Source organism: Panacagrimonas perspica, assembly GCF_004364935.1.
GTDB lineage: Bacteria > Pseudomonadota > Gammaproteobacteria > Nevskiales > Nevskiaceae > Panacagrimonas > Panacagrimonas perspica.
Genome location: NZ_SOBT01000008.1, coordinates 167434 through 191338, shown reverse-complemented (window position 1 = coordinate 191338; position 23905 = coordinate 167434). Strand labels below are relative to the sequence as shown.

Annotated in this window: 24 protein-coding genes; 5 read left to right on the top strand and 19 right to left on the bottom strand. The window is 67.8% G+C overall.

Annotated elements, in window-relative coordinates:
* Positions 1 to 8: 8 nt before the first annotated feature.
* Both DFR24_RS00960 and DFR24_RS00955 read right to left on the bottom strand, forming a co-directional pair.
* Entirely contained in the window at positions 9 to 668 is a 660-nt protein-coding gene (locus DFR24_RS00960; protein WP_133879485.1) for an alpha/beta hydrolase, read from the bottom strand.
* Entirely contained in the window at positions 665 to 1240 is a 576-nt protein-coding gene (locus DFR24_RS00955; RefSeq protein WP_133879484.1) for a TIGR04211 family SH3 domain-containing protein, read from the bottom strand. Before DFR24_RS00955 ends, DFR24_RS00960 begins: the two co-directional genes overlap by 4 nt.
* 285 nt (positions 1241 to 1525) lie before the next feature.
* Between DFR24_RS00955 and DFR24_RS00950 the strand changes: the two genes are divergently transcribed.
* Together DFR24_RS00950 and DFR24_RS00945 are read left to right on the top strand one after the other, a co-directional pair.
* Positions 1526 to 3247, top strand: coding sequence for a hypothetical protein (locus DFR24_RS00950; protein ID WP_133879483.1), 1722 nt, complete (start codon positions 1526 to 1528; stop codon positions 3245 to 3247).
* 123 nt (positions 3248 to 3370) lie between these two features.
* Positions 3371 to 4165 (top strand): TatD family hydrolase, encoded by a 795-nt coding sequence (locus DFR24_RS00945; protein WP_133879482.1) that lies wholly within the window; start codon positions 3371 to 3373, stop codon positions 4163 to 4165.
* 75 nt (positions 4166 to 4240) lie between these two features.
* Here DFR24_RS00945 and DFR24_RS00940 read toward each other — a convergent pair whose 3' ends face one another.
* The gene (locus DFR24_RS00940; protein WP_133879481.1) at positions 4241 to 5350 is read right to left on the bottom strand and encodes an SMP-30/gluconolactonase/LRE family protein; all 1110 of its coding nucleotides are present in this window, start codon (positions 5348 to 5350) and stop codon (positions 4241 to 4243) included.
* Between the two features lie 144 nt (positions 5351 to 5494).
* Here DFR24_RS00940 and DFR24_RS00935 point away from each other — a divergent pair, with 144 nt between their 5' ends.
* Positions 5495 to 7153 carry an AMP-binding protein gene (locus DFR24_RS00935; protein ID WP_246051465.1) on the top strand — a complete coding sequence of 553 codons (1659 nt, stop codon included), beginning with the start codon at positions 5495 to 5497 and terminating at the stop codon, positions 7151 to 7153.
* An 80-nt stretch (positions 7154 to 7233) separates the two neighbouring features.
* On the opposite strand, the gene ptsP is transcribed toward DFR24_RS00935, so the two are convergent.
* From ptsP to DFR24_RS00875, 13 genes are all read right to left on the bottom strand, one after another.
* Entirely contained in the window at positions 7234 to 8961 is a 1728-nt protein-coding gene (gene ptsP / locus DFR24_RS00930) for a phosphoenolpyruvate--protein phosphotransferase (protein ID WP_133879480.1), read from the bottom strand.
* Between the two features lie 4 nt (positions 8962 to 8965).
* Positions 8966 to 9235: an HPr family phosphocarrier protein gene (locus DFR24_RS00925; RefSeq protein ID WP_133879479.1), complete on the bottom strand. Its 270-nt coding sequence runs from the start codon at positions 9233 to 9235 to the stop codon at positions 8966 to 8968.
* Between the two features lie 58 nt (positions 9236 to 9293).
* Complete coding sequence (locus tag DFR24_RS00920) at positions 9294 to 9686, bottom strand: PTS sugar transporter subunit IIA (RefSeq protein ID WP_133879478.1); 393 nt, start codon at positions 9684 to 9686, stop codon at positions 9294 to 9296.
* On the bottom strand, positions 9683 to 10546 hold the full coding sequence (gene rapZ / locus DFR24_RS00915) for an RNase adapter RapZ (protein ID WP_133879477.1): 864 nt from the start codon (positions 10544 to 10546) through the stop codon (positions 9683 to 9685). Before rapZ ends, DFR24_RS00920 begins: the two co-directional genes overlap by 4 nt.
* Positions 10543 to 11088: a hypothetical protein gene (locus tag DFR24_RS00910; protein WP_246051464.1), complete on the bottom strand. Its 546-nt coding sequence runs from the start codon at positions 11086 to 11088 to the stop codon at positions 10543 to 10545. Before DFR24_RS00910 ends, rapZ begins: the two co-directional genes overlap by 4 nt.
* 37 nt (positions 11089 to 11125) lie before the next feature.
* Positions 11126 to 11587: a PTS IIA-like nitrogen regulatory protein PtsN gene (ptsN, locus tag DFR24_RS00905; protein WP_133879475.1), complete on the bottom strand. Its 462-nt coding sequence runs from the start codon at positions 11585 to 11587 to the stop codon at positions 11126 to 11128.
* Between the two features lie 316 nt (positions 11588 to 11903).
* Positions 11904 to 12227, bottom strand: a complete 324-nt coding sequence (gene hpf, locus DFR24_RS00900) for a ribosome hibernation-promoting factor, HPF/YfiA family (protein WP_133879474.1) — start codon at positions 12225 to 12227, stop codon at positions 11904 to 11906.
* Between the two features lie 58 nt (positions 12228 to 12285).
* The gene (locus tag DFR24_RS00895) at positions 12286 to 13752 is read right to left on the bottom strand and encodes an RNA polymerase factor sigma-54 (protein ID WP_133879473.1); all 1467 of its coding nucleotides are present in this window, start codon (positions 13750 to 13752) and stop codon (positions 12286 to 12288) included.
* A gap of 127 nt (positions 13753 to 13879) precedes the next feature.
* A complete protein-coding gene (gene lptB, locus DFR24_RS00890; protein WP_133879472.1) occupies positions 13880 to 14644 on the bottom strand; it encodes an LPS export ABC transporter ATP-binding protein in 765 nt (254 codons plus the stop codon).
* A complete protein-coding gene (lptA, locus tag DFR24_RS00885) occupies positions 14641 to 15258 on the bottom strand; it encodes a lipopolysaccharide transport periplasmic protein LptA (RefSeq protein WP_162850959.1) in 618 nt (205 codons plus the stop codon). Before lptA ends, lptB begins: the two co-directional genes overlap by 4 nt.
* Positions 15245 to 15796: an LPS export ABC transporter periplasmic protein LptC gene (gene lptC / locus DFR24_RS00880; RefSeq protein WP_162850958.1), complete on the bottom strand. Its 552-nt coding sequence runs from the start codon at positions 15794 to 15796 to the stop codon at positions 15245 to 15247. The genes lptA and lptC overlap by 14 nt, the downstream gene beginning before the upstream one ends.
* On the bottom strand, positions 15796 to 15954 hold the full coding sequence (locus DFR24_RS24265; RefSeq protein WP_162850957.1) for a hypothetical protein: 159 nt from the start codon (positions 15952 to 15954) through the stop codon (positions 15796 to 15798). The genes lptC and DFR24_RS24265 overlap by 1 nt, the downstream gene beginning before the upstream one ends.
* Positions 15954 to 16928 (bottom strand): KpsF/GutQ family sugar-phosphate isomerase, encoded by a 975-nt coding sequence (locus DFR24_RS00875; protein WP_133879469.1) that lies wholly within the window; start codon positions 16926 to 16928, stop codon positions 15954 to 15956. Before DFR24_RS00875 ends, DFR24_RS24265 begins: the two co-directional genes overlap by 1 nt.
* A gap of 91 nt (positions 16929 to 17019) precedes the next feature.
* On the opposite strand from DFR24_RS00875, the gene DFR24_RS00870 reads away from it, so the two are divergent.
* Positions 17020 to 17730, top strand: a complete 711-nt coding sequence (locus DFR24_RS00870; RefSeq protein WP_133879468.1) for an SIR2 family NAD-dependent protein deacylase — start codon at positions 17020 to 17022, stop codon at positions 17728 to 17730.
* 68 nt (positions 17731 to 17798) lie between these two features.
* On the opposite strand, the gene DFR24_RS00865 is transcribed toward DFR24_RS00870, so the two are convergent.
* A complete protein-coding gene (locus DFR24_RS00865) occupies positions 17799 to 19265 on the bottom strand; it encodes a cryptochrome/photolyase family protein (RefSeq protein ID WP_133879467.1) in 1467 nt (488 codons plus the stop codon).
* A 137-nt stretch (positions 19266 to 19402) separates the two neighbouring features.
* Here DFR24_RS00865 and DFR24_RS00860 point away from each other — a divergent pair, with 137 nt between their 5' ends.
* Complete coding sequence (locus DFR24_RS00860; protein ID WP_162850956.1) at positions 19403 to 19924, top strand: ECF-type sigma factor; 522 nt, start codon at positions 19403 to 19405, stop codon at positions 19922 to 19924.
* Positions 19925 to 20012: 88 nt separating this feature from the next.
* Here the strand turns inward: DFR24_RS00860 and DFR24_RS00855 are convergent, their stop codons facing one another.
* A complete protein-coding gene (locus DFR24_RS00855) occupies positions 20013 to 20807 on the bottom strand; it encodes an RNA polymerase sigma factor (RefSeq protein ID WP_133879465.1) in 795 nt (264 codons plus the stop codon).
* Between the two features lie 167 nt (positions 20808 to 20974).
* Positions 20975 to 23827: a serine/threonine-protein kinase gene (locus tag DFR24_RS00850; protein ID WP_133879464.1), complete on the bottom strand. Its 2853-nt coding sequence runs from the start codon at positions 23825 to 23827 to the stop codon at positions 20975 to 20977.
* Positions 23828 to 23905: the final 78 nt, after the last annotated feature.

Sequence of the window (23905 nt, the reverse complement as noted above, 5' to 3'; positions counted from 1 at the left end):
CACTCGCGTCAGAACAGCTCCTGCAGGAACGGTGCCACGGCTTCCTTGATGTCCTGCAGACGGCCATGGAAGAAATGCCCCGCGCCATCCACGGTGACGAGCGTCGGCGCCGGGTCGTAGTCGCGCAGGATCGCGGCGGTCTCGTCGTAAGACACGGTGTCGTCGTCGCGCGAGTGGACCGCGAGCCAGCGACAACCCGGGTGCGGCGGCAGCTCGGCGTCATCGAAATATCGGCCGAACGGCGGCGCGATGCTGACGAGCGCCGCCGGTTGCGCCGTCGCGGCCGCCTTGAGACTCACATACGCGCCGAATGAGAAACCCGCGAGCAGCAACGGCAGGCCGGGCTGCTGCGCGCGCAGCCAATCGACGACGGCCAGGCAATCGTCGGTCTCGCCACGCGCTGCGTCGTAGGTGCCCGTGCTCTGCCCGACCCCACGAAAATTGAATCGCGCCGCGACCAGTCCCTGCGCGAGCGCGGCGGACGCCAGCGCGTAGACCACCTTGTTGCTCATCGCGCCGCCATAGAGCGGATGCGGATGGCACGCCACCGCGATGCCGCGAATCTCGCCGCGCGGCACCGCCACGAAGCATTCGAGATCGCCTGCGGGTCCGGCCAGCGTACCCAGCGCGGACTCGCCCGCGTTGGGCAATGCCGCAAGCGGACTCAAGACTGCGTGCCCCAGCGCGGCGACCGCGTGCGCCGGATCATCGGGATCAGCAAGCCGGTCAACAGGCCGGCGATGAACAGGCCCGCGCCGGTCCCCATCAACACGGCGTCGGAACCCTGGCTCAGCGTGCTGCTTCCGGGGCCCGCCATCACCGGCGATTCGACCGCGGCGACGACCGGCGCCGGAGCACCGGTCTTCTTCGCGGACTCGCGCAGCCGCAGGTTTTCGGATTCGAGCTTTCGCACCATCGCCTGCTGTTGCGTCAACTCCGACAACGTGGCGGCCAGCCGCTCGCGCGCAGCGGGCTCGGTCGACAGGTAGCGCGTCAGCACCCAGCCATCACGACCGGGCGCAACTTTCACGCGCGAGTAGCCGCTGTCGGCGTCGTTCTCGAGCAACTGCACCTTGGCGCCGGATTTGAGCAGCGCAGCGACCGGCGCGCTCATCCCCTTGTCTTCGCGCAGCGTCACGGCGGTCTCGTCGCTGATGTAGCGCGTGTCGGAATCGCCTGCGTGGACTCCCAGGGGCGCGGTCATCCACAGCAGGGCGGCAGCGATGGCGCGAGCGTGCATGGGGGCGTTTGGAACCGTGTGTCTTTCGGCGGCGAGAGTCTAACCCGGCTGTCCTGCGACTCGCGGAGAATTCCGAACATCTTCCGGTCGTTGCCGCCGTCGCAGCGCGTTCGCCCGCGGCCTGCTCCGGATGGAGCCGGCCGATCGGCCGACGCCTTGCGCGCGCTGCGCCCGGAGAGAAGCCGTTGCCGCCTGTCCCGTCCGCAGCAGGCAGCTCGCACGATTGCCCCTTGCCGTTTGAGGCGGAAGCGGCGAGCCTTGCTCCGCTCGCTTTGTCGTCCCCCCATGATCCTTCCTGCTCCGAGCCCGGCCCACCCGCTGTGCTCCCGTCTCGCCGTCGATCTGCGCAGTCTTGCGCTGCTGCGCGCCGGCCTCGCCCTCTTCCTGCTGATCGATTCGCTGAGCCGGCTGCTGCACGCAGGCCTGCTCTACACCGACGACGGCCTGTTGCCGCGCGATCTGGCGATCGGCGCGATCGAGGCCGGCCGCTGGTCGCTGCATCTGGCCAACGGCGGCCTGTTCTTCGCCATCGTGCTGTCGCTGTTGCAGGTGCTCGCGGCGACCGCGCTGGCCCTCGGCTGGCGCAGCCGTATCGCCGGGCCGCTGCTGGGCCTGCTGCTGGTATCGGCGATCGCGCGCCATCCGGCGATGTTCGATGCAAGCGACGCCCTCGCGCTGGCCCTGCTCGCGTTCGGCCTGATGCTGCCGTGGAACGCACGCTGGAGCGTCGACGCCGCGTTCGCCCCCGCGCGCCCCGGGCCGTCGCACCTGTCGTGGCCGGGCATCGCGCTGCTGCTGTTCGCCTGCCTGCTGCCGATCGGCCTGGCGCTGGCCTCCGATGCGCCCGAGGGCCTGCTCGGGCTGCTGTCATCGCCCTCGGCGCACCTGCCCGGAAGCGCGCTCGTGAAGTTGCCTTCCCTGTTGCCGACGCTCGAGATCGGACTGCGGATCGCGGCCTGGCTGATCCTGCCACTGGCACTGGTCCCGTGGGCGCGTCCGTATGCGCGTCGCGCCGCACTCGTGTTCGCCGTGCTGCTCTGCGCTTTCGCATTGATCAGCGTCGCGCCGGTCGCGCTCGCGCTGCTGGGCTTGCTGGCTGGGGCGCTGCTGATCGACGGCGCCTTGTGGGATCGCCTGGCGGGCGACCCTGCGCTGCCCGATCTGCGGGTCCATCCGAATGGCGACACGCCGGGTGCGCTGGGCATGGCGCTGCTGGCGCGTGAGCTGCTGTGCCTGCAGCACACGCAGGTCGCCAACGCGCAGGACAGCCCGCGCGCCTCGCGCCTGCTGGCCAACGGCGCATCGCTGATCGTCATCGATCGCAACGAGGAGGCGTACCTGGACGGCGCCGCGGTGGCGATGTTGCTGCGCCGCTCTCCGCTGCTGCGCCCGCTGCGCGGGCTGTTGAACGGCGGGTTCGCGAATTCGCTCGGTTCCCTGCTGCTGCGCCTCCGCGGAATGGCGAAGTCCGGTCGCTGCGCAGGACATTCGCCGACCGACGCGAGCGGTGCGACCTCGTCGCGCATCGCCATCCTCGCCAGTGTGTTGCTGCTGTTGCTGGTCGTGGTGCAGTTCGGTGCGGCCGGTGTACTGCCCTCTGCACTCGCCAGCGGCGCGCGCATCGTGCTCAGGCCGCTGGCGCTCGATCGATCGTGGATCGACCTGCTGCCGGCCGCGGGTGCGGCACAGCGCTGGATCGCCGTACCGGGCGAGCGCAGCAACGGCACCGAAGTCGATGCCCTGTCCGAAAGCCTGCCGCCGCCGAACTACGGCCTGAGCACGTTGCCTTGGTTTTCCGGCGAGCGTGGCCGCCAGTACGAGAACGCGCTGGCCCAACCCGGGGCACGGATCGAACGCCTCGCGTTCGCGCGCTTCCTGTGCGAACAGCATTCCGAAGCGCTGGCGCGCGTGCGCGTCACGCTGATGGTGCGCGAAGCCGGCGCGCAGATCGCCGAGCAACGCGTGCTGCTGCGTCACGAATGCCGCGCAGAAGAATCGTCACCGTAGTCGGGCTGCGCCGCACGTGATCGACATCGGGGCCAGTGAGCCGGGGATTTCATCGATTGCCGGTGGCAATCGATGCCCGGCGAACGGGCGGGGCTGGGGCCCCGCCCCCGGAGATTGGACCCAATGATCGACATTGGGGCCAATCTCGCCCACGACGGTTTCGATGCCGATCGTGACGCCGTGCTGCAGCGCGCCTGGGATGCAGGACTCGAAGCGATCGTGATCACCGGCAGTTCGGCCGAGAGCGCACGCCGCGCCGTCGAGATTGCGCACCAGCATCGCGGCCGCGTGTTCGCCACCGCCGGCCTGCATCCGCATCACGCTGCCGAATGGGACGCCGCGCACGAGGCGCTGTTCCGCGAACTCGCGACGAATCCGTCGCTCGTCTCGCTGGGCGAATGCGGTCTGGATTACTTCCGCGATCTGGCTCCGCGCGATGCCCAGCGCAGGGCCTTCGAAGCGCAACTCGCGCTCGCGGCGGAGCTGGGCAAGCCGCTGTTCCTGCATCAGCGCGACGCACATGCGGATTTTCTGGCGATGCTGCGCGAACACCGCGATCGCCTCGGCGCGGTCTGCGTGCACTGCTTCACCGACACGCGCGCGGCCGCCGAGGATTACCTCGCGCTCGACTGCCACATCGGCATCACCGGATGGATCTGCGACGAGCGACGCGGCCGGCATCTGCTGGAGATCGTTCCGCTGATTCCGCGCGATCGGCTGCTGCTGGAGACCGATGCGCCGTATTTGCTGCCGCGCACGATTCCTAAGGCCCTGCTCCCGCGCGACGGGCGTCGCAACGAGCCGGCGTTCCTGCCCTACGTCGTCGCGACCGTGGCTCGTGCCTGCGGACGCGAAGCGGCGGACGTGGCGCACGACACGGCGTCGAACGCGCGGTGTTTCTTCGGGATCAAGCCGTAACCGTAGCCCGGACGAAGTCCGGGGGGTTCTCTCTCCGTTGACGGAAAAGCTCCCGGACGTCGTCCGGGTTAAGGGCTACGGCTTGCAGGTCGACTTCACCGGCGGCGGCGGATCCTTCACGACGCCGCTGCGCAGATCGGCCAGCGAGATCCGTCCGATCGCCGTGTCGTCGAGGCTGCCCAGATACAGCACGCCGTCATGCTCGCGCACGCTGGTGACCGGCCCGAACGCACCCGGCCCGTCGTAGCGGTATTGCTCGACGACCTTGCCGTCCAGATCCAGCCCGAGCACGAAGCCCTGGCGACCGCCGTCCGGCAGCCACGACATCGGCAACCGCGCGATCACCGTGCGCAGGAACGGGATGGGGCCGAGCTTGTCGAGGAGCGGATCTCGGGGTCCAAAGAGCGCGACCCAGAAACGGTCGGAGCCGTTGAACGTGATGTTGTCCGGAAACCCCGGCAGGTTCTCGGCGAACGTCTCGACCTTCCCCGAACGCTCGCCCTTCATCCAGTAGCGCGTGATGCGGTAATCCGTGGTCTGGTTGACCAGCACGAACTGCTCGTCGGGCCCGAGCGCCACGCCGTTGGCGAACTGCAGATCCGCCAGCAACGTTGCAGAGCCCTTGCTGGCCGGATCGTGCAGCATCAGGCGCCCGCGGCCGCCATGCTCGAGGGCATCGAGCCGGTGCTCCGGCAGGCCGAACTTCCACGAGGCATCGCTGAAGAACACGCGCCCGCGCCCGTCCACGGCCAGATCGTCGGTCAGCCCGAGCGGCACGCCGTCGACGGCCGTCACCCAGGAATCGAACGTCCCGTCGGTCCGCAGATGCAGCAGGCCCTTCATCGCATCGGCGATCACCAGGCTGCCATCGGCCTGCACCTGCAGCCCGGCCGGCCGGCCGCCGGTGTTGCCGAGCACGCGGCAGTCGGAGCCGTCGGCCGAGACCGACACCACCCGCCCGTCCGACAGGCCCGTGTACAGCCGGCCCTGCGCGTCGAAGGCGATGGCCTCGGGGCCGGCGAGGCCGCCGTCGACGATGCGCTGCACGCCGCGAAGCGCATCGTCCTTCGCGTAGAAGCCTTCCTTCAGCGAGGGCGCGACCGGCGGATTCCACGCCACCGGCGTGATGTCCACCGGCCAGCCCACGAGGTAGACGACCAGGGTCAGCGGGATCAACCAGAACATTCGTTTCAAACGTGTGCCCAAAGCCTCTACTCCATGCGACGCATACGGGAATCGGATTGTGTGGGCCCCCGCGCGCGAGGTCCACGAACGCGAGGTTAAACTCGGCCGGAGTTCGGCCCATAAAACCTACAGGGGAGCCTCGCGATGAGCGACATGATCACGCCGGTCGACATGCTGATGAAGTGGTCGCGCGAGCGCGGCGACAAGACCTGGCTGGTGCAGCCCCAGGGCGCCCGGACGCTGAGCTGGAACTGGAAGCAGGCGGAAGCCGAATCGCGAAAGCTCGCGGGTGCGCTGCTCGCCATGGGCCTGAAGCGCGGCGATCGCGTGGCGATCTCCGGGCGCAACACCGCGCACTGGTTTCTCGTCGACTGCGCCTGCGGCCTGGCGGGACTCGTCGCCGTCGGCCTGTATCCCAAGCAATCGCCCGACGCGGTGACGTTCATCCTCAAGCACAGCGAGGCCAAGGTGCTGTTCCTCGGCCCGATGATGGATGGCGCCGAATTCATCGGCGCGGTGCCCAAGGACATCCCGACGATCGGCTTTCCGTACGCCGATGCGCCCACCGCGCAGCAGACCTGGGACGAGGTAGTGTCCAAGGGCACGCCGGTCGAGGGCTATCAGCGTCCTGCACGTGACGATCTCGCCGCACTGATCTACACCTCCGGCACGACCGGCAATCCCAAGGGCGTGATGATCACCTGGGGCAACGTCACGTTCGCCGCCGAGCAGACGCTGAAGGTGATGCCTTCACAGGGCGAGGAGCGCTTCTTCTCCTACCTGCCGCTGGCGCACGCCTTCGAGCGCGGCGCGGTGCTGGGCCTGAGCACGTACCTGGGCGCCGAGGTCCACTTCCTCGAGAACCTCGACAAGCTCGCCGAGCAGCTTCCGCGCGTGGGACCGACGCGCTTCTACGGTGTGCCGCTGGTCTACGGGCGCTTCCAGTCCGGCGTGCTGCGCAAGATGCCGCAGGACAAGCTCGCGCGACTCACCGGCATTCCGATCCTCGGCGGCTTCATCCGCAAGAAGATTCTCAAGGGCCTGGGCCTGCACAACGCGCGCTACATCTTCTCGGGCGCCGCGCCGCTGCCGATTCCGGTGATGAACTGGTTCAAGCAGTACCTGAAGGTCGACCTGCTGCAGGGCTACGGCATGACCGAAAACAGCATCTACGCCACGGCCAACCTGCCGCACCAGAACCGGCTCGGCTCGGTCGGCAAGCCGATGCCGGACTCCGGGTTCAAGCTGTCCGAGGAAGGCGAGATCCTGTTCAAGCATCCGGGCGTGATGGCCGGGTACTACAAGGAGCCGGAGAAGACCAAGGAGACGTTCACCGAAGACGGCTACCTGCGCACCGGCGACAAGGGCCGCCAAGACGCCGACGGCTACGTCTACATCACCGGTCGCGTGAAGGACATCTTCAAGACGCTGAAGGGCAAGTACGTCTCGCCCGCGCCGATCGAAGGCCAGCTCGCACGCAACGTCGACATCGACCAGCTCTGCCTGGTCGGCAGCGGTCTGACGCAGCCGCTGATGCTGGTGTCGCTGCTGCCCGGCGTGGCGAAGAACAAGCCGCGCGCGCAGCTCGACAAGGAACTGATCGCCGACATGAAGATCGTCAACGAGAACCTCGAAGCACACGAGCAGATCGCGAAGCTCGTCGTGGTCAAGGAAGCGTGGACGATCGACAACGGCGTCATGACGCCGACGATGAAGGTCAAACGCAACGAAATCGAAAAGCGCTACGCGGCGATCATCGAGAAGGAAGGCGCGATACGGTCGCAGATCGCCTGGGAAGAGTAGCCACCCGGTCGTAGCCCGGACGAAGTCCGGGGTGTATCCATGTTGGCGAGGAAGAAACCCCGGACTTCGGCCGGGCTACTTCACAGCGCCGCCAGCAGGCTCGCGAAATCGTCGAGGCTCGCCGCCTGCATGATGTCGGCGACCCTGCGCCGCAGTTCGCCGACCTGCGCCTCGCGCACGGCGCGCTTCACTTCCAGCACGTTGGCCGGATGCATCGAAAAGTCGGTGAGCCCCAGGCCCAGCAGCAGGCGCGTGTAGCACGCATCGCCCGCCATCTCGCCGCACATCGACACTTCGATCCCGGCCTTGTGCCCGGCTTCGATCGTCATGTGGATCAGCCGCAGCACCGCCGGATGCAGCGGGTCGTAGAGATAGTTGACCTCGTCGTCCACGCGATCGATCGCCAGCGTGTACTGGATCAGGTCGTTGGTTCCGATCGAGAAGAAGTCGACTTCACGCGCGAGCAGCGACGAAGAAATCGCGGCGGCCGGCACCTCGATCATCGCGCCGACCGGAATGCGGTCGGCCACCACCCTGCCCTCGCGAATCAGTTCCGCGCGGCACGTGGCCATCAGGGCCTTGGCCTGTCGCAGCTCGCTCAGGCTCGAGATCATCGGCAGCATGATCCTGACCTGCCCGTGCGCCGAAGCGCGCAGCAGCGCGCGCATCTGGACGCGAAAGAGTTCCGGCTCCTTCAGGCATAGCCGGATCGCCCGCAGGCCGAGTGCAGGATTGTTGGGCGTGGGTCCTTGCCGCTGCCCGGAATCGACCTGCTTGTCCGCGCCCAGATCCAGGGTACGGATCGTGATCGGTCCCCTGACCGCCGACACCACGCGCGAATACGCCTGGTACTGCTCCTCCTCGGTGGGCAGCCCCTTGCGGTTCATGTAGAGGAATTCAGTGCGATACAGGCCGATACCGGCCGCGCCGTTGGCCGTGGCGACTGCGGCGTCTTCCGGCAGCTCGATGTTCGCCTGCAAACGCACTTCGACGCCGTCGCCCGAGATCGCCGGCTTGTCGCGCAGCGTCTGCAGCAGGCGACGGTCCTGCGCCTGCTGGTCCTGCTTGCGGCGGTAATGCTCGAGCGCCTTGTCGTCGGGATCGGCCAGCACGTGTCCGTGCTCGCCGTCGACGATGACCAGTTCGTTCTCGCGCAGCAGCCGGCGTGCGTTGTGGAGACCCACCACCGCCGGAATGCCGAGGCTGCGCGCGAGGATCGCCGTGTGCGACAACGGGCCGCCGTATTCGGTGACGAAGGCCAGCACCGCCTGCTGCGAGAGCAGGATGATGTCGGCCGGCGTGATGTCGTCGGCAACGATCACCGTGGGCTCGGTCAGCGGCACCTGGCCGCCGGGCAACTCGCGCTCGGTGCGCGTGAGCACGCGCTGGACGCGGCTGACGACGTGCTCGACGTCGTCGCGCCGCGTGCGCAGATACGGGTCCTCCATCTGCTCGAACACCGCCACCAGCGCGTCGCGCGAGCGGCGCAGCGCCGCTTCGGCATTGATGCCCGCACTGCGGATGTTCGCGACCGTGGAGTCCACCAGCGAGCGGTCGTCGAGCATCAGCAGATGCGTGTCGATGAACGCCGCGATGTCGCCCGGGGTGCCTGCCGGAATCTTGCTGCGGACTTCGCGCAACTGCGCCAGCGCCTGCTGCTGGGCATCGCGGAACCGTTCGATCTCGCGTTCGAGCTCTTCCGGCGCAACGGTGTACTCGGCGATCTCCAGATCGCCGCCGTGCAGTTTCTGCACGCGCGCGATCGCGATTCCGCGCGAGACTCCGATGCCGGAGAGCCAGAGGCTCATGGCATCACGCCTCTTCACCGAAGCGGTCGGCCACCAGGCCCGCGAGTTCGTCGAGTGCGTTCTCGGCGTCCTCGCCTTCGGCGATCAGCGTGATCTGGCTGCCCTGAGCGGCCGCCAGCATCATCACGCCCATGATCGACTTGCCGCTGACTTCGCGCGCGTCCTTGCGCACGCGCACGTCGCTGCTGAACTTGCTCGCGAGCGTGACGAGCTTGGCGGCCGCACGGGCATGCAGCCCGAGGCGGTTGACGATGTCGACGTTGCGTTCCATCAAAGCTCCCCTCGCGCAGCCAGGCCAGTGTCTGTTGCCCGCGCGGCGGGCGGCACGACGTTCAGTTCTTCGGACACAGAATGATTCCCCGTTGCCCACCCTCGACCGCCAGCTTCGCCATTTCGTCGACGGCGGCGCGCGGATAGTTGTACACGCGCACCAGCATCGGCAGGTTCACGCCGGAGACCACCGGCGAGCCGTGAATGGCGCAGAGCTTGTTGGCGATATTGCTGGGCGTGGAGCCGAAAGCGTCGGTCAGCACCAGCACGCCGTCACCGGAATTCAGCCGCTCGATCATCTTGCTGCCCTGCCCGATGAGCACTTCGTGCGCCTGCACGCGCCGCACCTCGAGCACGTCGGAGGTCAGCGGCAATTCGCCAATCATGTCCCGCATGCAGTCGAGCAGGAAGTGCCCCAGCTTGCCGTGCGTGACCAGCAGGATGCCGACGCTCACCGCAGCTCCTTGTGGTTGGCGATCACCGGCTCGAAGGACTTGGAGAAGTGCCGCGCGAGACGTTCGACCAGATAGACGCTGCGATGCTGTCCCCCGGTGCAGCCCACGCCGATCGTGACATAGGCCCGGTCCTGTCGGCGGAACGCGCCGAGCCAGGGTTCCAGGAAATCGCGGATGTCGCGCAGCATGCGCTGCACGTCCTCTCGAGCATCCAGCCACTGTTCCACGGCCTCATCGCGTCCGGTGAGATCCTTGAGCGCGAGGTTCCAGTGCGGGTTGGGCAGGCAACGAACGTCGAACAAGAAGTCGCAGCCGCCGGGCACCCCGTTCTTGAATCCGAACGAGACGAACTGCACGGCGAGCTTGCCCTTCGTGGCCTCGGGCAGTCGCTGCATGATGGCTTCGCGCAGCTCGTGCAGGTTCATGCTGCTGGTGTCGAGCGCGTCGTCCGCCAGATCGGCGATCGGCGCCAGCAGCGCGCGTTCGCGCTCGATGGCCTCGACCAGCGACGTGCTCTCGTCGGCCAGCGGGTGCGGACGCCGGGTTTCGCTGTACCGGCGCAGGATCACCTCATCGGACGCCGTCAGGAAGAACAGATCCACGTCGACGCCGCGCGCCTTGATCCGCGAGAGGTGCTGCGGGAAGCGCCGGATCTCGCGCGGGGTTTCGCGCGCATCCACGCCAATGGCGACGCGCTCGTACCGGCCGGAGGGACCGCTGCCCTTGAGCATGCGCGTGATCATCGGCCCGAGCAGCGCGAGCGGGATGTTGTCGATGCAGGTGTAGCCCAGATCCTCGTACTGTTTGAGCGCGACGGTCTTGCCGGCGCCCGACAGTCCACTGATGACGACCAGCTTCATCGGCCGGACTCGATCGAGCGCATCTGGCGCGCCATGAAATCCTCGGCCGCGTCGTAGCCGTCGCGCTTGAGCGTCTGATCGCGGCAGGCCGCCTCGGCCAAGGTCGCAAGGCTCTGGCCGACGCGCACCGGCAACGAGATCTCGGGGATCGGCTTGCCGCAGACGTCCGTATCGAAACGACGACCGCGCAAACGGTCCGGCGGATCCGAATATTCGGCAGCGGGATCGAGCCGCAGAATCAGATCCAGCGCCTTGCTCGATCGCAACGCGGGTTCGCCGAACATGCGCCCCACGTGCAGGATGCCCAGGCCGCGCACTTCGAGAAATCCGTACAGCAGCGGCGGGCAGCGCCCGACGACGCGGCCGTCGTGGGCCAGCTCGAATTCGGCGGCATCGTCGGCGATCAGGCGATGGCCCCGCGCCAGCATTTCCAGCGCGAGTTCGCTCTTGCCGACGCCGCTCTTGCCGGCCAGCAGCACGCCCAGACCGAAGATCTCGACGAAGACGCCGTGAAGAGTGACTTTTGCAGCGGTGCTGGACACGCGCTCGGGACCGGTCGGCGCGCGTCGCGAAAAGGGATCAGCGCGAGGGCGTGTAGCCCGAAAGGAGCGCGTACAGCGAAGCGCTGTCCTGCGCGGCGCGCAGCTTCGAGCAGAAGGCATCGTCGGAGAACATCTCGGCAACCGCGGCCAGGTGCTTGAGGTGCGCCTCGGTGGCGGTCTGCGGCACCAGCAGGCCGAAGATCAGGTCGACCGGATTGCCGTCGTGCGAGTCGTAATCCACCGGATGCTTGACGCGCATGAACGCGCCCACGCTGCGATCGACGCCGGCGACGCGGCCGTGCGGAATCGCGACGCCATGTCCCAGTCCGGTGCTGCCGAGTTTTTCGCGCCCCGTGAGGCTGTTGAACACTTCGCCGTTGCCCAGGTTGGCGGCGCCGGTGGCCAGCAGGTTGGAAAGTTCTTCGAGTGCCTTCTTCTTGCTGGTGACCGCGGCGCCGCTGACGACGCGCTCCGGGCTGAGGATCTCGGTCAACTTCATCGGTTCGACTCCGGTTCTTCGCGAATCATGTTCTGAGGCGACGAATTATGGGCGCTTCCCGATGAAAAAGGTTCTTCGCTCTTCCGCGGAGATTGTCTTGTTGGTTGTCATCGCCTAGTCGCGGATTGCCCGGGAGAGCACGACTCGTAGCCCGGGTGAAACCCGGGGTTGCGCTCCCTATGCGAGGGGAACCCCGGGTTTCACCCGGGCTACGTTGGCTGCAGCGGCGCAACGGGTTTTGCCGTCAGGCGGCGTACACGCTCCAATAAAAAAGCCCCGTCACCGGCGGTGACGGGGCTTCGATTCCAGGGCTGCTTTACTGCAGCGTGCGCTTGACCGCGGTCTTCACGTGGTGATGGCGCAGCTTTTCCTTGTGCTTGCGGGTCTGCTGGTCGAGCTTGTCGATCAGCGAATCGATGGCGGCGTACATGTCTGCTTCAACGACCGCCTCGGCATGAAGATCCGCGCCGCTCGCATGAACCGTCGCCTCCGCCTTGTGCCGCAGCTTCTCGACCGAGAGGATCACGTCCGCGTTGATGAGGTGATCGAAGTGGCGCTCGATGCGCTTGAGCTTCGACGTCACGTACTCGCGCAACGGCGGTGTCAGGTCGAGATGATGGCCGGAGATGTTCAGATTCATCGCACAGTGCCTCCTGTAGTTGGGGTCTCGCGACCCCGGGAACAACTGACGTTCCTGGTTACGCCACCGCCTTGCGTTCGTGCGAGGGCGGAATGTTGAGTGCCTCGCGATACTTCGCGACGGTGCGGCGCGCAACCTGGATACCTTCCTTCAGCAAGAGTTCTGCCAGCGTCGAATCCGACAGCGGACGCGCGGGGTCTTCGCCGCCGACCATGCGCTTGATCATGGCCTGGATGGCGGTGGCCGAAGCCACACCACCCTGCGTCGTCGACACGTGGCTGGAAAAGAAATACTTGAGCTCGTAGAGACCGCGTGGGGTCAACATGTACTTGTTGGCGGTGGCTCTGGACACGGTTGATTCGTGGATCCCCAATGTCTGCGCGACGTCCCGGAGCACGAGGGGGCGCATCGCTTCCTCCCCATACTCCAGAAATGCTCGCTGTTCTTCAACTATGCATTGGGACACGCGCAGGATGGTTTCGTTCCGGGACTCGAGGCTGTTGATGAAATAGCGGGCCTCCTGCAGGTGCTGCTTGAGCTGGAGCTGGTCCTTGGACTGGTCCGCGCGCTTGATGAAACCCTGGTAGCGCCCGTTGATGCGCAGCTTGGGCATGTGCTCCGGGTTCAGCGCCACCCGCCACCGTCCGTTCTTCTTGGTGACGATGACGTCGGGCATCAGGTAGTCCGACTCGTGCGCCTGGAACGGGCGCCCCGGGTGCGGCTGCAGGCTGCGGATCAGCTCCAGGCCCAGGCGGACGTCCTCGGCGGTCAGGCCGGTGGCCCGCATGATCGCGGTCTCGTCCTTGCGGGCCACGTTGAGCAGGCCGGTCTCGACGATCTCCATGGCGGCCCAGCGGCCGGCGCGCGAGCGCGGCATCTGGCGCAGCTGCAAGGTCAGGCACTCCGGCAGGTCGCGTGCACCGACGCCGGGCGGATCGAACTCCTGGACCTTGGCCAGCACCGCTTCCAGGCAGGCCTGCGAAATGCCGTGCGCCTCGGCCAGACGCTCGCAGATGCCCGGCCAGTCCTCGAGATAGCCGTCATCGTTGATCGCGTCGATCACGTGGGCCGCCACCACCGCCTCCTCCTCGTCGAAGGGCGCGGCGCGGGCCTGCATCATCAGATGCTCGAGCAGGCTGGTGGACGTGTGCAGGTTGGCCTGCAGGTAGTCCTGCAGGCCATCGTCGTCGCCGGACGAGGTGGACGCCGGAAGATGGTCCTCGAACACGTCGCCCCAATCGGCGTCGACCGGCATGTCCTCGGGGATGGTCTCCTCGGCGGTGACCTCCTTGAGCATGCCGGCGGTGTCGTCCGCGATGGCCGCGGCTTCCGCGGCCGCCGCGACCTCGGGCGTCTCCAGTTCGGGCCCCTCGGCGTCCTGTTCGAGCATCAGGTTGGAATCCAGCACCTGCTGGATTTCCATCTGCAGATCGAGACTGGATAGCTGCAGCAGCCGGATGGCTTGCTGCAGCGCAGGGGTCATGGTCAGGCCCATCCCCTGACGAAGAGACAGCGATTGCTTCATGGACGACGGATCGGGGAACTGCAGAAAGGGCGCATAAGCCGATTCTATACGCCGGTACGACTCTTGCTTCAACAACTTGGGAATTGGCCCTAGGGGCCCGGGCTTTCCTGCGCGGGCCGGCGCCCCTTCAGAGGTGGAACTGCTCGCCCAGATACACCTTGCGAACCGTGGGATTTTCCAGCAATTCCGCGGGCCTGCCCTCTGCGATGACCTTCCCTTCCGCGAGAATGTAGGCACGCTCGCACAGGGCCAGCGTCTCGCGCACGTTGTGGTCGGTGATCAGCACGCCGATGCCCCGATCGCGCAGGTGGTGCACGATCGTCTGGATGTCGCCCACGGCGATCGGGTCGACACCCGCAAAGGGTTCGTCGAGCAGGATGAAGCGCGGATTGGCCGCCAGTGAGCGCGCGATCTCGACACGCCGGCGCTCGCCGCCCGACAGCGATTCGCCGATGCCGTCGCGGATGTGCGCGATATGCAGCTCGCCGAGCAGCCGCTCGAGTTCTTCCTCGCGCCGCGCCTTGTTCAGATCCGACCGCAATTCGAGAATGGCGCGGATGTTGTCCGCCACCGTGAGCTTGCGGAACACCGAGGCTTCCTGCGGCAGATACCCCACGCCCAGGCGTGCACGCGCGTGCATCGGCAGCCGCGTCACATCCTTGCCATCGAGTTCGATCTTGCCGCCGTCCGCCGGCACCAGGCCCACGATCATGTAGAACGACGTCGTCTTGCCGGCCCCGTTGGGGCCGAGCAGGCCGACGATCTCGCCGGCGCGCAGGCTGACCGACACGTCGCGCACGACCGTGCGCTTCTTGTAGCGCTTGACCAGGCCGGTGGCGGAAAGAACGGAAACGGGCTTCGGGTTCGCCGGAGTGGCTTCGGTCGCACTCATGGATTGGACGCCGCCTTGCCCGGGCTGGGCGCGGCCGCGCCACCTTCGGTCTTGCCCTTTCGCGGCGGCGGCTGGATCACGATCTCGACCTGGCATCCGGCCTTGGTGGACGCGCCCTCGCAGCCTTCCTTGCCCTGCGCCTCGATGCGGCGCTCGGTGACGTCGTAGCGGATGTTCTGGCCCCGGATCTCATCGGTGCCGCGCGTGAGCAGGGCATCGCCGGCGACCTCGACGATGTCGTTGCGCGAGTCGTAGGTGAGCGTCGAGGCGCGCGCCGTCACCGGCGGTCGCTCGTCGCCGCGCGTACCGGCAGCAGCAAGACCGGCGTGATCGAGCTTGGCCGGCTTGCCGTCGACCTTGGCCTCGAACTCGCCGTTGTCGAACTGCGTGAGGTTGAGCCGGTCGCCACTGAGCTTGAGATCGCCGGACTCGAGGCGGACATTCCCGGTGTAGACCATCGATCCGCCTTTCTGCCATTCGGCACGATCGGCGTTGATCTTCACGGGGCTGGTCGGCCGCAGCTGCTCCCTTTCTCCCTTGGCCGCCGCGAACACGGTGGACGACATCAGAAACGCGAGCGCGAACGCTGCGGCAACACGCTCAGCGCGGGACATAATGCATCTCCACCTCATGCAGAAGGGACATCTCTTGTTTGGGGCCGGTCACCTTCAGGCCGCGCGCACTGGCCGTGCGCGACTTGCTCTTCAGATCGACCTTCTCGTCCGTCGTGATCGTCTCGGCCTTCGTGTCGACCCAGAGTTGCGGCGTGCTGAACACCATCTCCTCGCCATCGGGCCAGCGGCCCTTGCCTTCGACACCGCCCAGAAGCTGCAGGCGCTCGCGCTGGCCCGGCGGGGAATAGCCTTCCGGCGCCGTCGCCGTCCACGGCGCACCCTTGGCGCCGAACACCGACAGCGCGAACGTGCGAAGCCGCGCTGACTCGTCGTCGAAGTAATCGATATTGGTGGCGCTGCCCTGGAATTCCAGCACACCGTTCTCGTTGAAGCTGCTCCACTCGGCGCCGCGCAGCACGTAGCGCGGCTGCTCCGACGTGGTGGCGTTGCCCTCGCTCGGGCTGTCTTCGCCCCGGAACCCGAAGAATGCGAGCGCCAGCAGCAACACAGCGATTCCCGGAACGACCAGGCGATTCATCAGCCGAGCCCCTGCGCCGCGAAGATGTTGATCTCTTCGCCGTCGGGCATCAGGCACAGCTTGCAATCGGTCATCACACCTTCGATATCGACGAAGCGGCCGTGGATCTTCGCCGCCTGTGCCTGAATCGCCGTGGAATCGAATCGGCGCGCGCTCATCAGACCACTCCCGCGCGCAGCAGGTCGTGCATGTGGATGACGCCTTCGAGACGACCTTGCGCATCCTTCACCAGCAGCGCGCTGATCTTGTGCTTCTCCATCAGCGCCACCGCTTCCACGGCCAGGTGATCGGCCTCGACCGACTTGCCGCCGGGTGTCATGACCTCGTCGATCTTCGCGGTCCGGACATCGATGCCCTGGTCGAGCGTGCGGCGCAGATCGCCGTCGGTGTAGAGGCCGGCGACGACACCATCGGGTTTCACGATCGCTGTCATGCCCAGGCCCTTGCGCGTCATCTCGAGCAGCGCACCCGTCAGCAGGGTGCCTGGCGCCACACGCGGCAGGGCATCGCCGGTGCGCATGACGTCGCGGATCTTCAGCAGCAGGCGCCGGCCCAGCGCGCCGCCCGGATGCGAGAGCGCGAAATCCTCCGACGTGAATCCGCGCGCCTCGAGCAGGGCCACGGCCAGCGCGTCGCCCATCGCCAGGGTGGCAGTCGTGCTCGCCGTCGGCGCGAGATTCAGAGGACAGGCCTCCTGCTCCACCGAGACGTCCAGATGGACGTCCGCGGCCTTCGCCAGCGTGGACGCCGGCTTGCCGGTCATCGCGATCAGCGGTGCGCCCATGCGCTTGAACAGCGGCAGGATCGTCAGTACTTCCGGCGTCTCGCCCGAATTGCTGATCGCGATCACCACATCCTGGCGCGTGATCATCCCCAGGTCGCCGTGACTGGCCTCGCCCGGGTGCACGAAGAACGAGGGCGTGCCGGTGGACGCCAGCGTCGCCGCGATTTTCCCGCCGATGTGCCCGGACTTGCCCATGCCGGTGACGACGACGCGACCCTTGCACGCGAGCATCAGCGCGCAGCCGCGCGAGAAGCTCGCGTCGATGCGCTCGATCAGCGCCGACACGGCGTCGCGCTCGATTTCGAGCGTGCGTCGGCCGAGTGTCTGGAAGTCCGGGTCCTGAGGCATGAAATAAGGGTTCCGTAAAACAGCGGCAGTATAAGCGGGCCTCCCCTGCGGGCCCGTACGGGTTGCCGGACGCGCCGGCTACCATGAGTCCATGACCCCGATCGACCTTGCTTCGTTCCAGCATGTCGTCTTCTTCACCGGCGCCGGGATGAGCGCCGAATGCGGCGTGCCCACGTATCGCGGCAGCGGCGGCATCTGGAGCCAGTACAACTACGAGGCCTACGCCTGCCAGCGCGCGTTCGACGCCGACCCGGTGAAGGTGCTGGATTTCCACGAGCTGCGCCGCAGCACGGTGCTCGCCTGCCCACCGCACGCGGGCCACCATCATCTCGCGCGACTGCAAGCCGCCTTCGCGCACGTCGACGTGATCACGCAGAACATCGACGGCATGTTCCAGCGCGCCGGCGTACGCGTGGCGGCCGAACTGCACGGCTCGCTGTGGCGCCTGCGCTGCGCGCGCCACGGCATCCGCTCCGACGAAGAACGCGGCGCGTTCCTCGAGCGCCGATGCGCGGACTGCGACGCCTGGCTGCAACCCGACATCACGTGGTTCGAAGACAACGTCGATGCCGACGTCTTCGCGCGAGCCGGCGCGCTGGTTTCGCATGCCGACCTGTTCGTCTCCGTGGGTACCTCCGGCGCGGTGTGGCCGGCCGCAGGCTTCGCGCAGCAGGCACGCCGCGCCGGCGCCCGCATGATCGAGATCAACCCGGAAGACAACGAAGCCTCGCAGCTGTACGACGAGCGCGTCCGCGCCGCGGCGAGCGAGGCGATCCCGCGGCTGTTTCCGATCCCCTCGTAGCCCGGATGCAGTCCAGGATGGATGCCCGTTGAAAAGGGACGACCCGGGGCTTCGCCCGGGCTACGCGGTCACGCCGCCTTCACGCGCTCGTACGCGGCCAGCGCCCGTTCACGCGAAGCCGCCAGATCCACGATCGGCTCGGGATACTGCTTGCCCAGGGTCACGCCGGCCTTGGCCAGGACACCGCTCCTGGCCAGCCACGGCGCATGGATCGCGTCGGCAGGAACCTTCGCGAGTTCGGGCACCCAGCGGCGGATGTAGTCGCCCTGCCCGTCGAACTTCTGCGACTGCAGCACCGGATTGAAGATGCGGTAGTACGGCGCAGCGTCCGCACCGCAGCCGGCGATCCATTGCCAGCCGAGTGTGTTGTTGGCCAGGCTCGCGTCGACCAGCGTGTCCCAGAACCAGCGCGCACCTTCGATCCAGGGAATCAGCAGGTTCTTGGTCAGGAAGCTGCCGACGATCATGCGCACGCGGTTGTGCACCCAGCCCGTGGTCCATAGCTGGCGCATGCCGGCGTCGACGATCGGAATGCCGGTGCGGCCGCGCTGCCACGCGATCATGTCGAGTGCGTACTCGCGCAGCGGCCGCCACGGCAGCGCGTCGAACTTCTCCTGCATCGGCGTTTCGGCGGTGCGGGGGTAGTAGAACAGCAGGTGATGCGCGAACTCGCGCCAGCCCAGTTCGCGCACGAACCAGTCGGCATTCGCGCGAACCCCCGCCGAGGTCTTTTCGGCCGCCAGCCGCTCCATGCGCACGACCAGCTGCAGCGGTGACACCTCGCCGAAATGCAGCGACGGCGACAGGCCGGAGGTGCCGTTCACCGAAGGCACGTCGCGCTGCGCGCGATAGTCGGCGACGGCTTCGTCGGCGAAGCGTTCCAGGCGCGCATGGGCGCCCGTCTCTCCCGGTGTCCAGGCCTGGTAGAGGCCGCGGTCCCAGTCCAGGCGCGGCAGCAGGCCCAGTTCGGGGATCGGCATCGACGCCGGCAGATCCGACGGCGATGCAATGGCCTCCGGCGCGGCGCGCGGCGCACGTCCGTTGGCGAGCTGCGTCGCCAGGTTCGCCTGCGCGGTGCGCCAGTACGGCGTGAAGACCTTGTACGGCTCGCCGGCGCCGGTCTTGATGGTCCAGGGTTCGACCAGCAAGGCGCCGTTGAAGCTCTCGGCGATCAGGCCGTCTTCGTGCAGCGCTTCCTTGACGTGACGATCGCGCTCGACGAACCCGGGGTCGTACAGCCGGTTCCAGTAGACCGCCTCGGCGCCGGTCTCGCGCACCAGCGCACGCAGGCGTTCGAGCGCGGGGCCCTGGCGGATCACCAGCGTGCTGCCGCATTCGTGCAGCGCCTGCGTGAGCGCGACCAGCGAATGGTGTTGCCACCAGCGGCTCGCCCCACCCGGAACCCAGGGCGTCTCGGCCTGCGGATCGTGGATGTAGACCGGCACCACCCGCTCGTGGCGTTCCAGCGCGGCGCACAGCGCCGGGTTGTCGCCCAGGCGCAAGTCGCGGCGGAACCACAGCAGGGCGATACTCATGTGACGATGGTAAGCGCGAACGGCCCATCCCTCGCTGGCCGCCGCGATTACCGCGAAAAATTACGAACGAAGAGCGGCACAACCCAGGACCCGCGCACATGTCGGCGCCCAGGCACAGCGACGGATCGGAGCGACCGGTGGAAGACTCCACGCGTCAACTTGCGGCCGCGTTCTACCAGGACCTGCGCGGCGTGGCGCGCAGCGTGCGCGGCGTGCAGCGCCGCGTCGGTTCCGAGAACCAGACGCTGCAGACCACGGCGCTGATCCACGAGGCCTACCTCAAGCTCTACCAGAGCGGCGCCTGGAACAGCCGCGAACACTTCATGAATGCCGCAGCCGCGGCCATGCGCCAGGCCCTGATCGATCACGCCCGCGCGCGCCTGAGCGCCAAGCGCGGCGGCAAGCACGAGATCGTCAGCCTCGAGGAAGGCGACGACGTGCTGGCGGTGCCGGAAGAATCCCTGATCGAACTCGATGCCGCCGTGGATCGCCTGGGCGAACTGGATCCGCGCCTGGCGCGGGTCGTCGAGTGCCGTTACTTCGCCGGTTACACGGCCGAGGAGACGGCGGTGGCGCTCAGCATCACCGAGCGCACGGTGCAGCGCGACTGGGTGCGGGCGAAAGCCTGGCTGTTCCGGGAACTGCAGTCGCCGGAGTAGCGACCCGACGGCTCAACCCGTAGCCCGGGCGAAGCCCGGGGTTCCGCTCGCAATTCGAGAAAAATCCCGGGCTTCGCCCGGGCTACGGTTATGCGTTCGTCACCGATGCGGGGGCCGGCCGCGTCGACGCGCTCAGGCCGAACCAGCGGCGCAGACGGGCCAGCGGCTTTCGCACCCAGCGCCGCCGCGCTTGCCGGCGCCAGCGGTTCTGCTCCGCCGTGCGCATGGCGACCTTCAGCCGATCCAGGCCGAAGTCGCAGGGCGAGGCGTCCGGCGCCATGCGCAGCTCGCGGCGCATCCAGGCATCGAGGAACAGATCGCGGGCCCGTTCGTCCTGTGCGCCGGGTCCCCTGACCAGCGTGGAGAGCGCATCGCGTCCCTGGCGGCGATGCCAGGCGACGGCGTCCGGCGACACGTCGAGAACGTCCGCGATCTCGGCGTCGGACAGGTGCTCGAAATAGGCCAGGTGCAGCACGGTGCGATAGCGCTCGGGCAGCCGGCGCAACGCGGTGTGCAGGTTTTCCGTGATGCCGTTGCGATCGATGGCCGGCAGCAGCTCCAGCGTGGCGGCATCCGGGTCGTCCGGCGTCGCGGGGATGTGCCCGGCGGCCGCCCGTGCGGCCTGGCGGAGCAGTCCGATGCGCGGACGCGTGGCGTCGTTCCAGGTCCGCGCTCCCGTCCAGATCGAGAGCATCTGCTGCTGCAGCAGCTGGGCCGCCACGGCCGGGGTTCCGATCCGCACCAGGGCCAGGCGATAGACCGCGTCCTGGAACAGGCCGTAGAGCTGCTCCATCGCGGAGCGCTCCTTCTGCCCCACCCGTCGCAGCAGGTCGGACGCAAAAACGTCCTCGCTCGCCCGATATTCGTTGCCCGCCCCGTTCATTGCGTTTCCTTTGCCTGCGCGGCCTGTTTTTCGGCCTTCATGCAGTGACACGAGAAGCGTCGCCGCAACCCGACATGAATGTCAGGCCCAACCATGACCCAGATCACACAAGCACCCGGAAATCGTCCGATCGCGTGAGTCGGTTCCCCGATCGGGCCACTCGCGGGTCAGTGCAAGGTCGCCGCGAATTGTCCGGCCAGGACCTGCGAACGCGCCTCGGCATCGCCCAGCGCGGCGAAACCCCGGACTGCATTCTGGGCGTGTGCGCTGGCGACCTCGATGCGCCCCCGCGCACGTTCCAGTTCGGCCCAGGCCAGTTCGCGACGCGCCTGGTCGGCCTCGTCACCGGCCTTCTCGGCCCGCAGCAGCTTTTCCGCCTCGACGAGTCCGTCCGGGATTCCGAGCTGGGCCAGCTCGGCCGCCAGCCGCCAACGGGCGCCGTCGATGTCCTCTCCGATCCCGCCGGGACTCTTCCGGCGGGTGGCCACGACGTCGCGCAGCGTCTTGACCGCCTCGGCATGCCGCCCCGCCGCGGCCAGGATCTCGGCCACCGCCATCCGCGCGTCCGCGACGTCGAACTCCGTGTCGTTGCCGGCACTTCCCAGGGTCCGGATCTCGAGCACGCGTTTCAGGGCCCCCTGTGCGTCGGCCAGCAGCGCGTCGGCAGGCCGCTCGCCGGCCGCCAGCGACACGCGCGCCGCCAGCCCCCGCAACGCCGAGCAGAGCGCCTGCTCGTCGCGCAGCGATTCGCCCTGGCAGCGCGCGATACCGTCGTCCGCCGTCGTGTGCGCGACGTCCAGGCGATTCCGGCGCAGCGAGCTGCGGACCAGGCCGATATGGGCGCGCACGAGATTGCCGTCGTCGATCTTCAAACGGTCCGCGACGCGGATCGCTTCCGTCAGATGGTTTTCGCCCGACGGCAGATCGCCGGTGCGCAGCTCGAGCAAGCCGAGTTCGACCAGGGCCGCCACGACATCAGGGTGCCCATCCGGGTAGTTGCTCTGCGCAACCTCGAGGGCGCGAGTACGCAACCCCGACTCGGCGCTGGCATCCCCCTGCGTCGCCGCCACCCGTGCCAGCAGGCGCAGCGGCGTCACCGTGAACGCGGAGTTGCGACCGAAGTGCGCCTCGTACAGCGCCAGCGCCTCGCCGGCCCAGGTCCTGGCGTCGTCGAGGCGCGCGATCTGGAGCGCCGAATACGCGGCGCGGACCAGTGCATCGCCGAGCATCTGGCGGCGCGCCTCGGGGGCATCGCGACCGAAATCGATCACTGGCTTCAGGCGATCGATCGCTGACTGGAACTGCCCGCCGTTCATCTCGGCCGTGACCAGTGCCAGGCGCGCGCTCATCAGCTCCTCGACGTCCTCGGGATGCTGTTCGCGGATCGCCAGGGCGCGCTTCAGATAGGGCATCGCGGCTTCGGTCTCGCCCAGGTAGGTCTCGATCACGCCCCGGTTCTGCAGCGAGTTGGCCAGCGCCGGGTCGTCGTACTCCAGCACCTTCTCGTGGATCGCCAGCGCCCGCTCGAAAAGCGTCTTGGCGCCGTGGATGTCGCCCTGCCCGACACGGATCTCGCCGAAATCCGAATACAGGTCGGCCTGCAGTCGCGGGTCGTCGCCCTGCTCGGTCTCGATCCGCCGCAAGGCATCGTCCAGCGCATCGTCCAGCGTCGCCGGCGTGCCGTCCTTGCGATGCAGGGCACTGGCGCCGGCGAAGGTCGCGACGAAGAAATTCTTGATGCGCCGGGTGCGGTCACCCTGCGCCACCGCTTCGCGTTCCGCGCGCATCGCCACGCGCGCCTGCCACATCGTGCTGACCAATCCACCGATGACGGCCAGTGCGATCGCCGCACTTGCCAGCACCGCGACCCGATGGCGACGCAGGCTGCGGCTGATCTCGTAGAGCGTGTTGCCACGGCGAGCGGCGACCGGCAGATGCGCCAGATAGCGCGCGAGGTCGGCCCACAGTTCATCGACCGTCGGATAACGATCCGCCGGCTTCTTGCGCGTGGCGCGGGCGACGATCGCATCCAGATCGCCGCGCAGCAGCCGCGGCGGAATCGGCGGCTCAGCCTGCTGTGCCGCCACGCTGCTCGGCTGCGGCACTTCGCTGCGCAGCATCTGGTCGATCACCAGGTGCATCGCGCGTCCCTCGGTGCGGAACGGCGGCACGCCGCACAGCAGGTGGAACAGCACCGCACCGAGCGCGTAGACGTCGGCCGCGGTCGTGACCGGCAGACCGTAGAGCTGCTCGGGCGCCGCGAACTCCGGCGTCAGGATCGTCGCAGTCTCGAAGTCCTCGGTGCGACCTTCGGGCAGCAGCAGTTTGGCGACGCCGAAATCCAGCAGCTTGACCTGCCCTTCAGGGGTCACGCGGATGTTGCCGGGCTTGAGATCGCGATGGATGACCAGGTGACGGTGCGCGAACGAGACCGCCTCGCAGACCTGCCGGAACAGGTCCAGTCGCGCCGACAGGCCCAGCCCACGCTCCTGCGCGTGGCGGATCAGGTCGGTGCCCTCGACGTACTCCATCACCATGTAGGAGCGGCCACCGTCGGTGATCCCACCGTCGACGATGCGCGAGATGCCGGTGTGCTCGAGCGTGGCGAGGATCCGGCGCTCGCGCTGGAAGGCGTCGAGCTGCTTGCTGGCGCTGCCGGAAATCAGCTTGATGGCGACGCGTTGCTCGAAGTCGCCGATGCGCTGGGCGCGGTAGACCTCGGCCATGCCGCCGCGACCGATGAGGTCCTCGACGCGAAACGATCCCAGCACGGTTCCCGGCGGCAGCGCGGGGGCCGCCGTCCGTGTCGGCGGTTCCTGCCAGGGCGAGTCTTCGAGAAAGCCGTCGCTGCCCAATTCGGCTTCGAGCAGTCCTTCGACTTCGATCCGTACCCTCGCGTCGAGTATTTCGCGCGTTGCCAGCGCCTCGCGCCGCTCGATCCGGGGCAGCAGCTCGAGTTCGTCGAGCAGGCGCTGGACCTGTGCCCACTGCTGCGCGGTGATGGGGCCCGAGCGCGCCATCAGTCATCCTCCACCGGAAGCTTTCGCGGCCAGCCCGGCGCTCGCTGCAGCAGATGTGGTTTGCGGCCCAATCTCCTC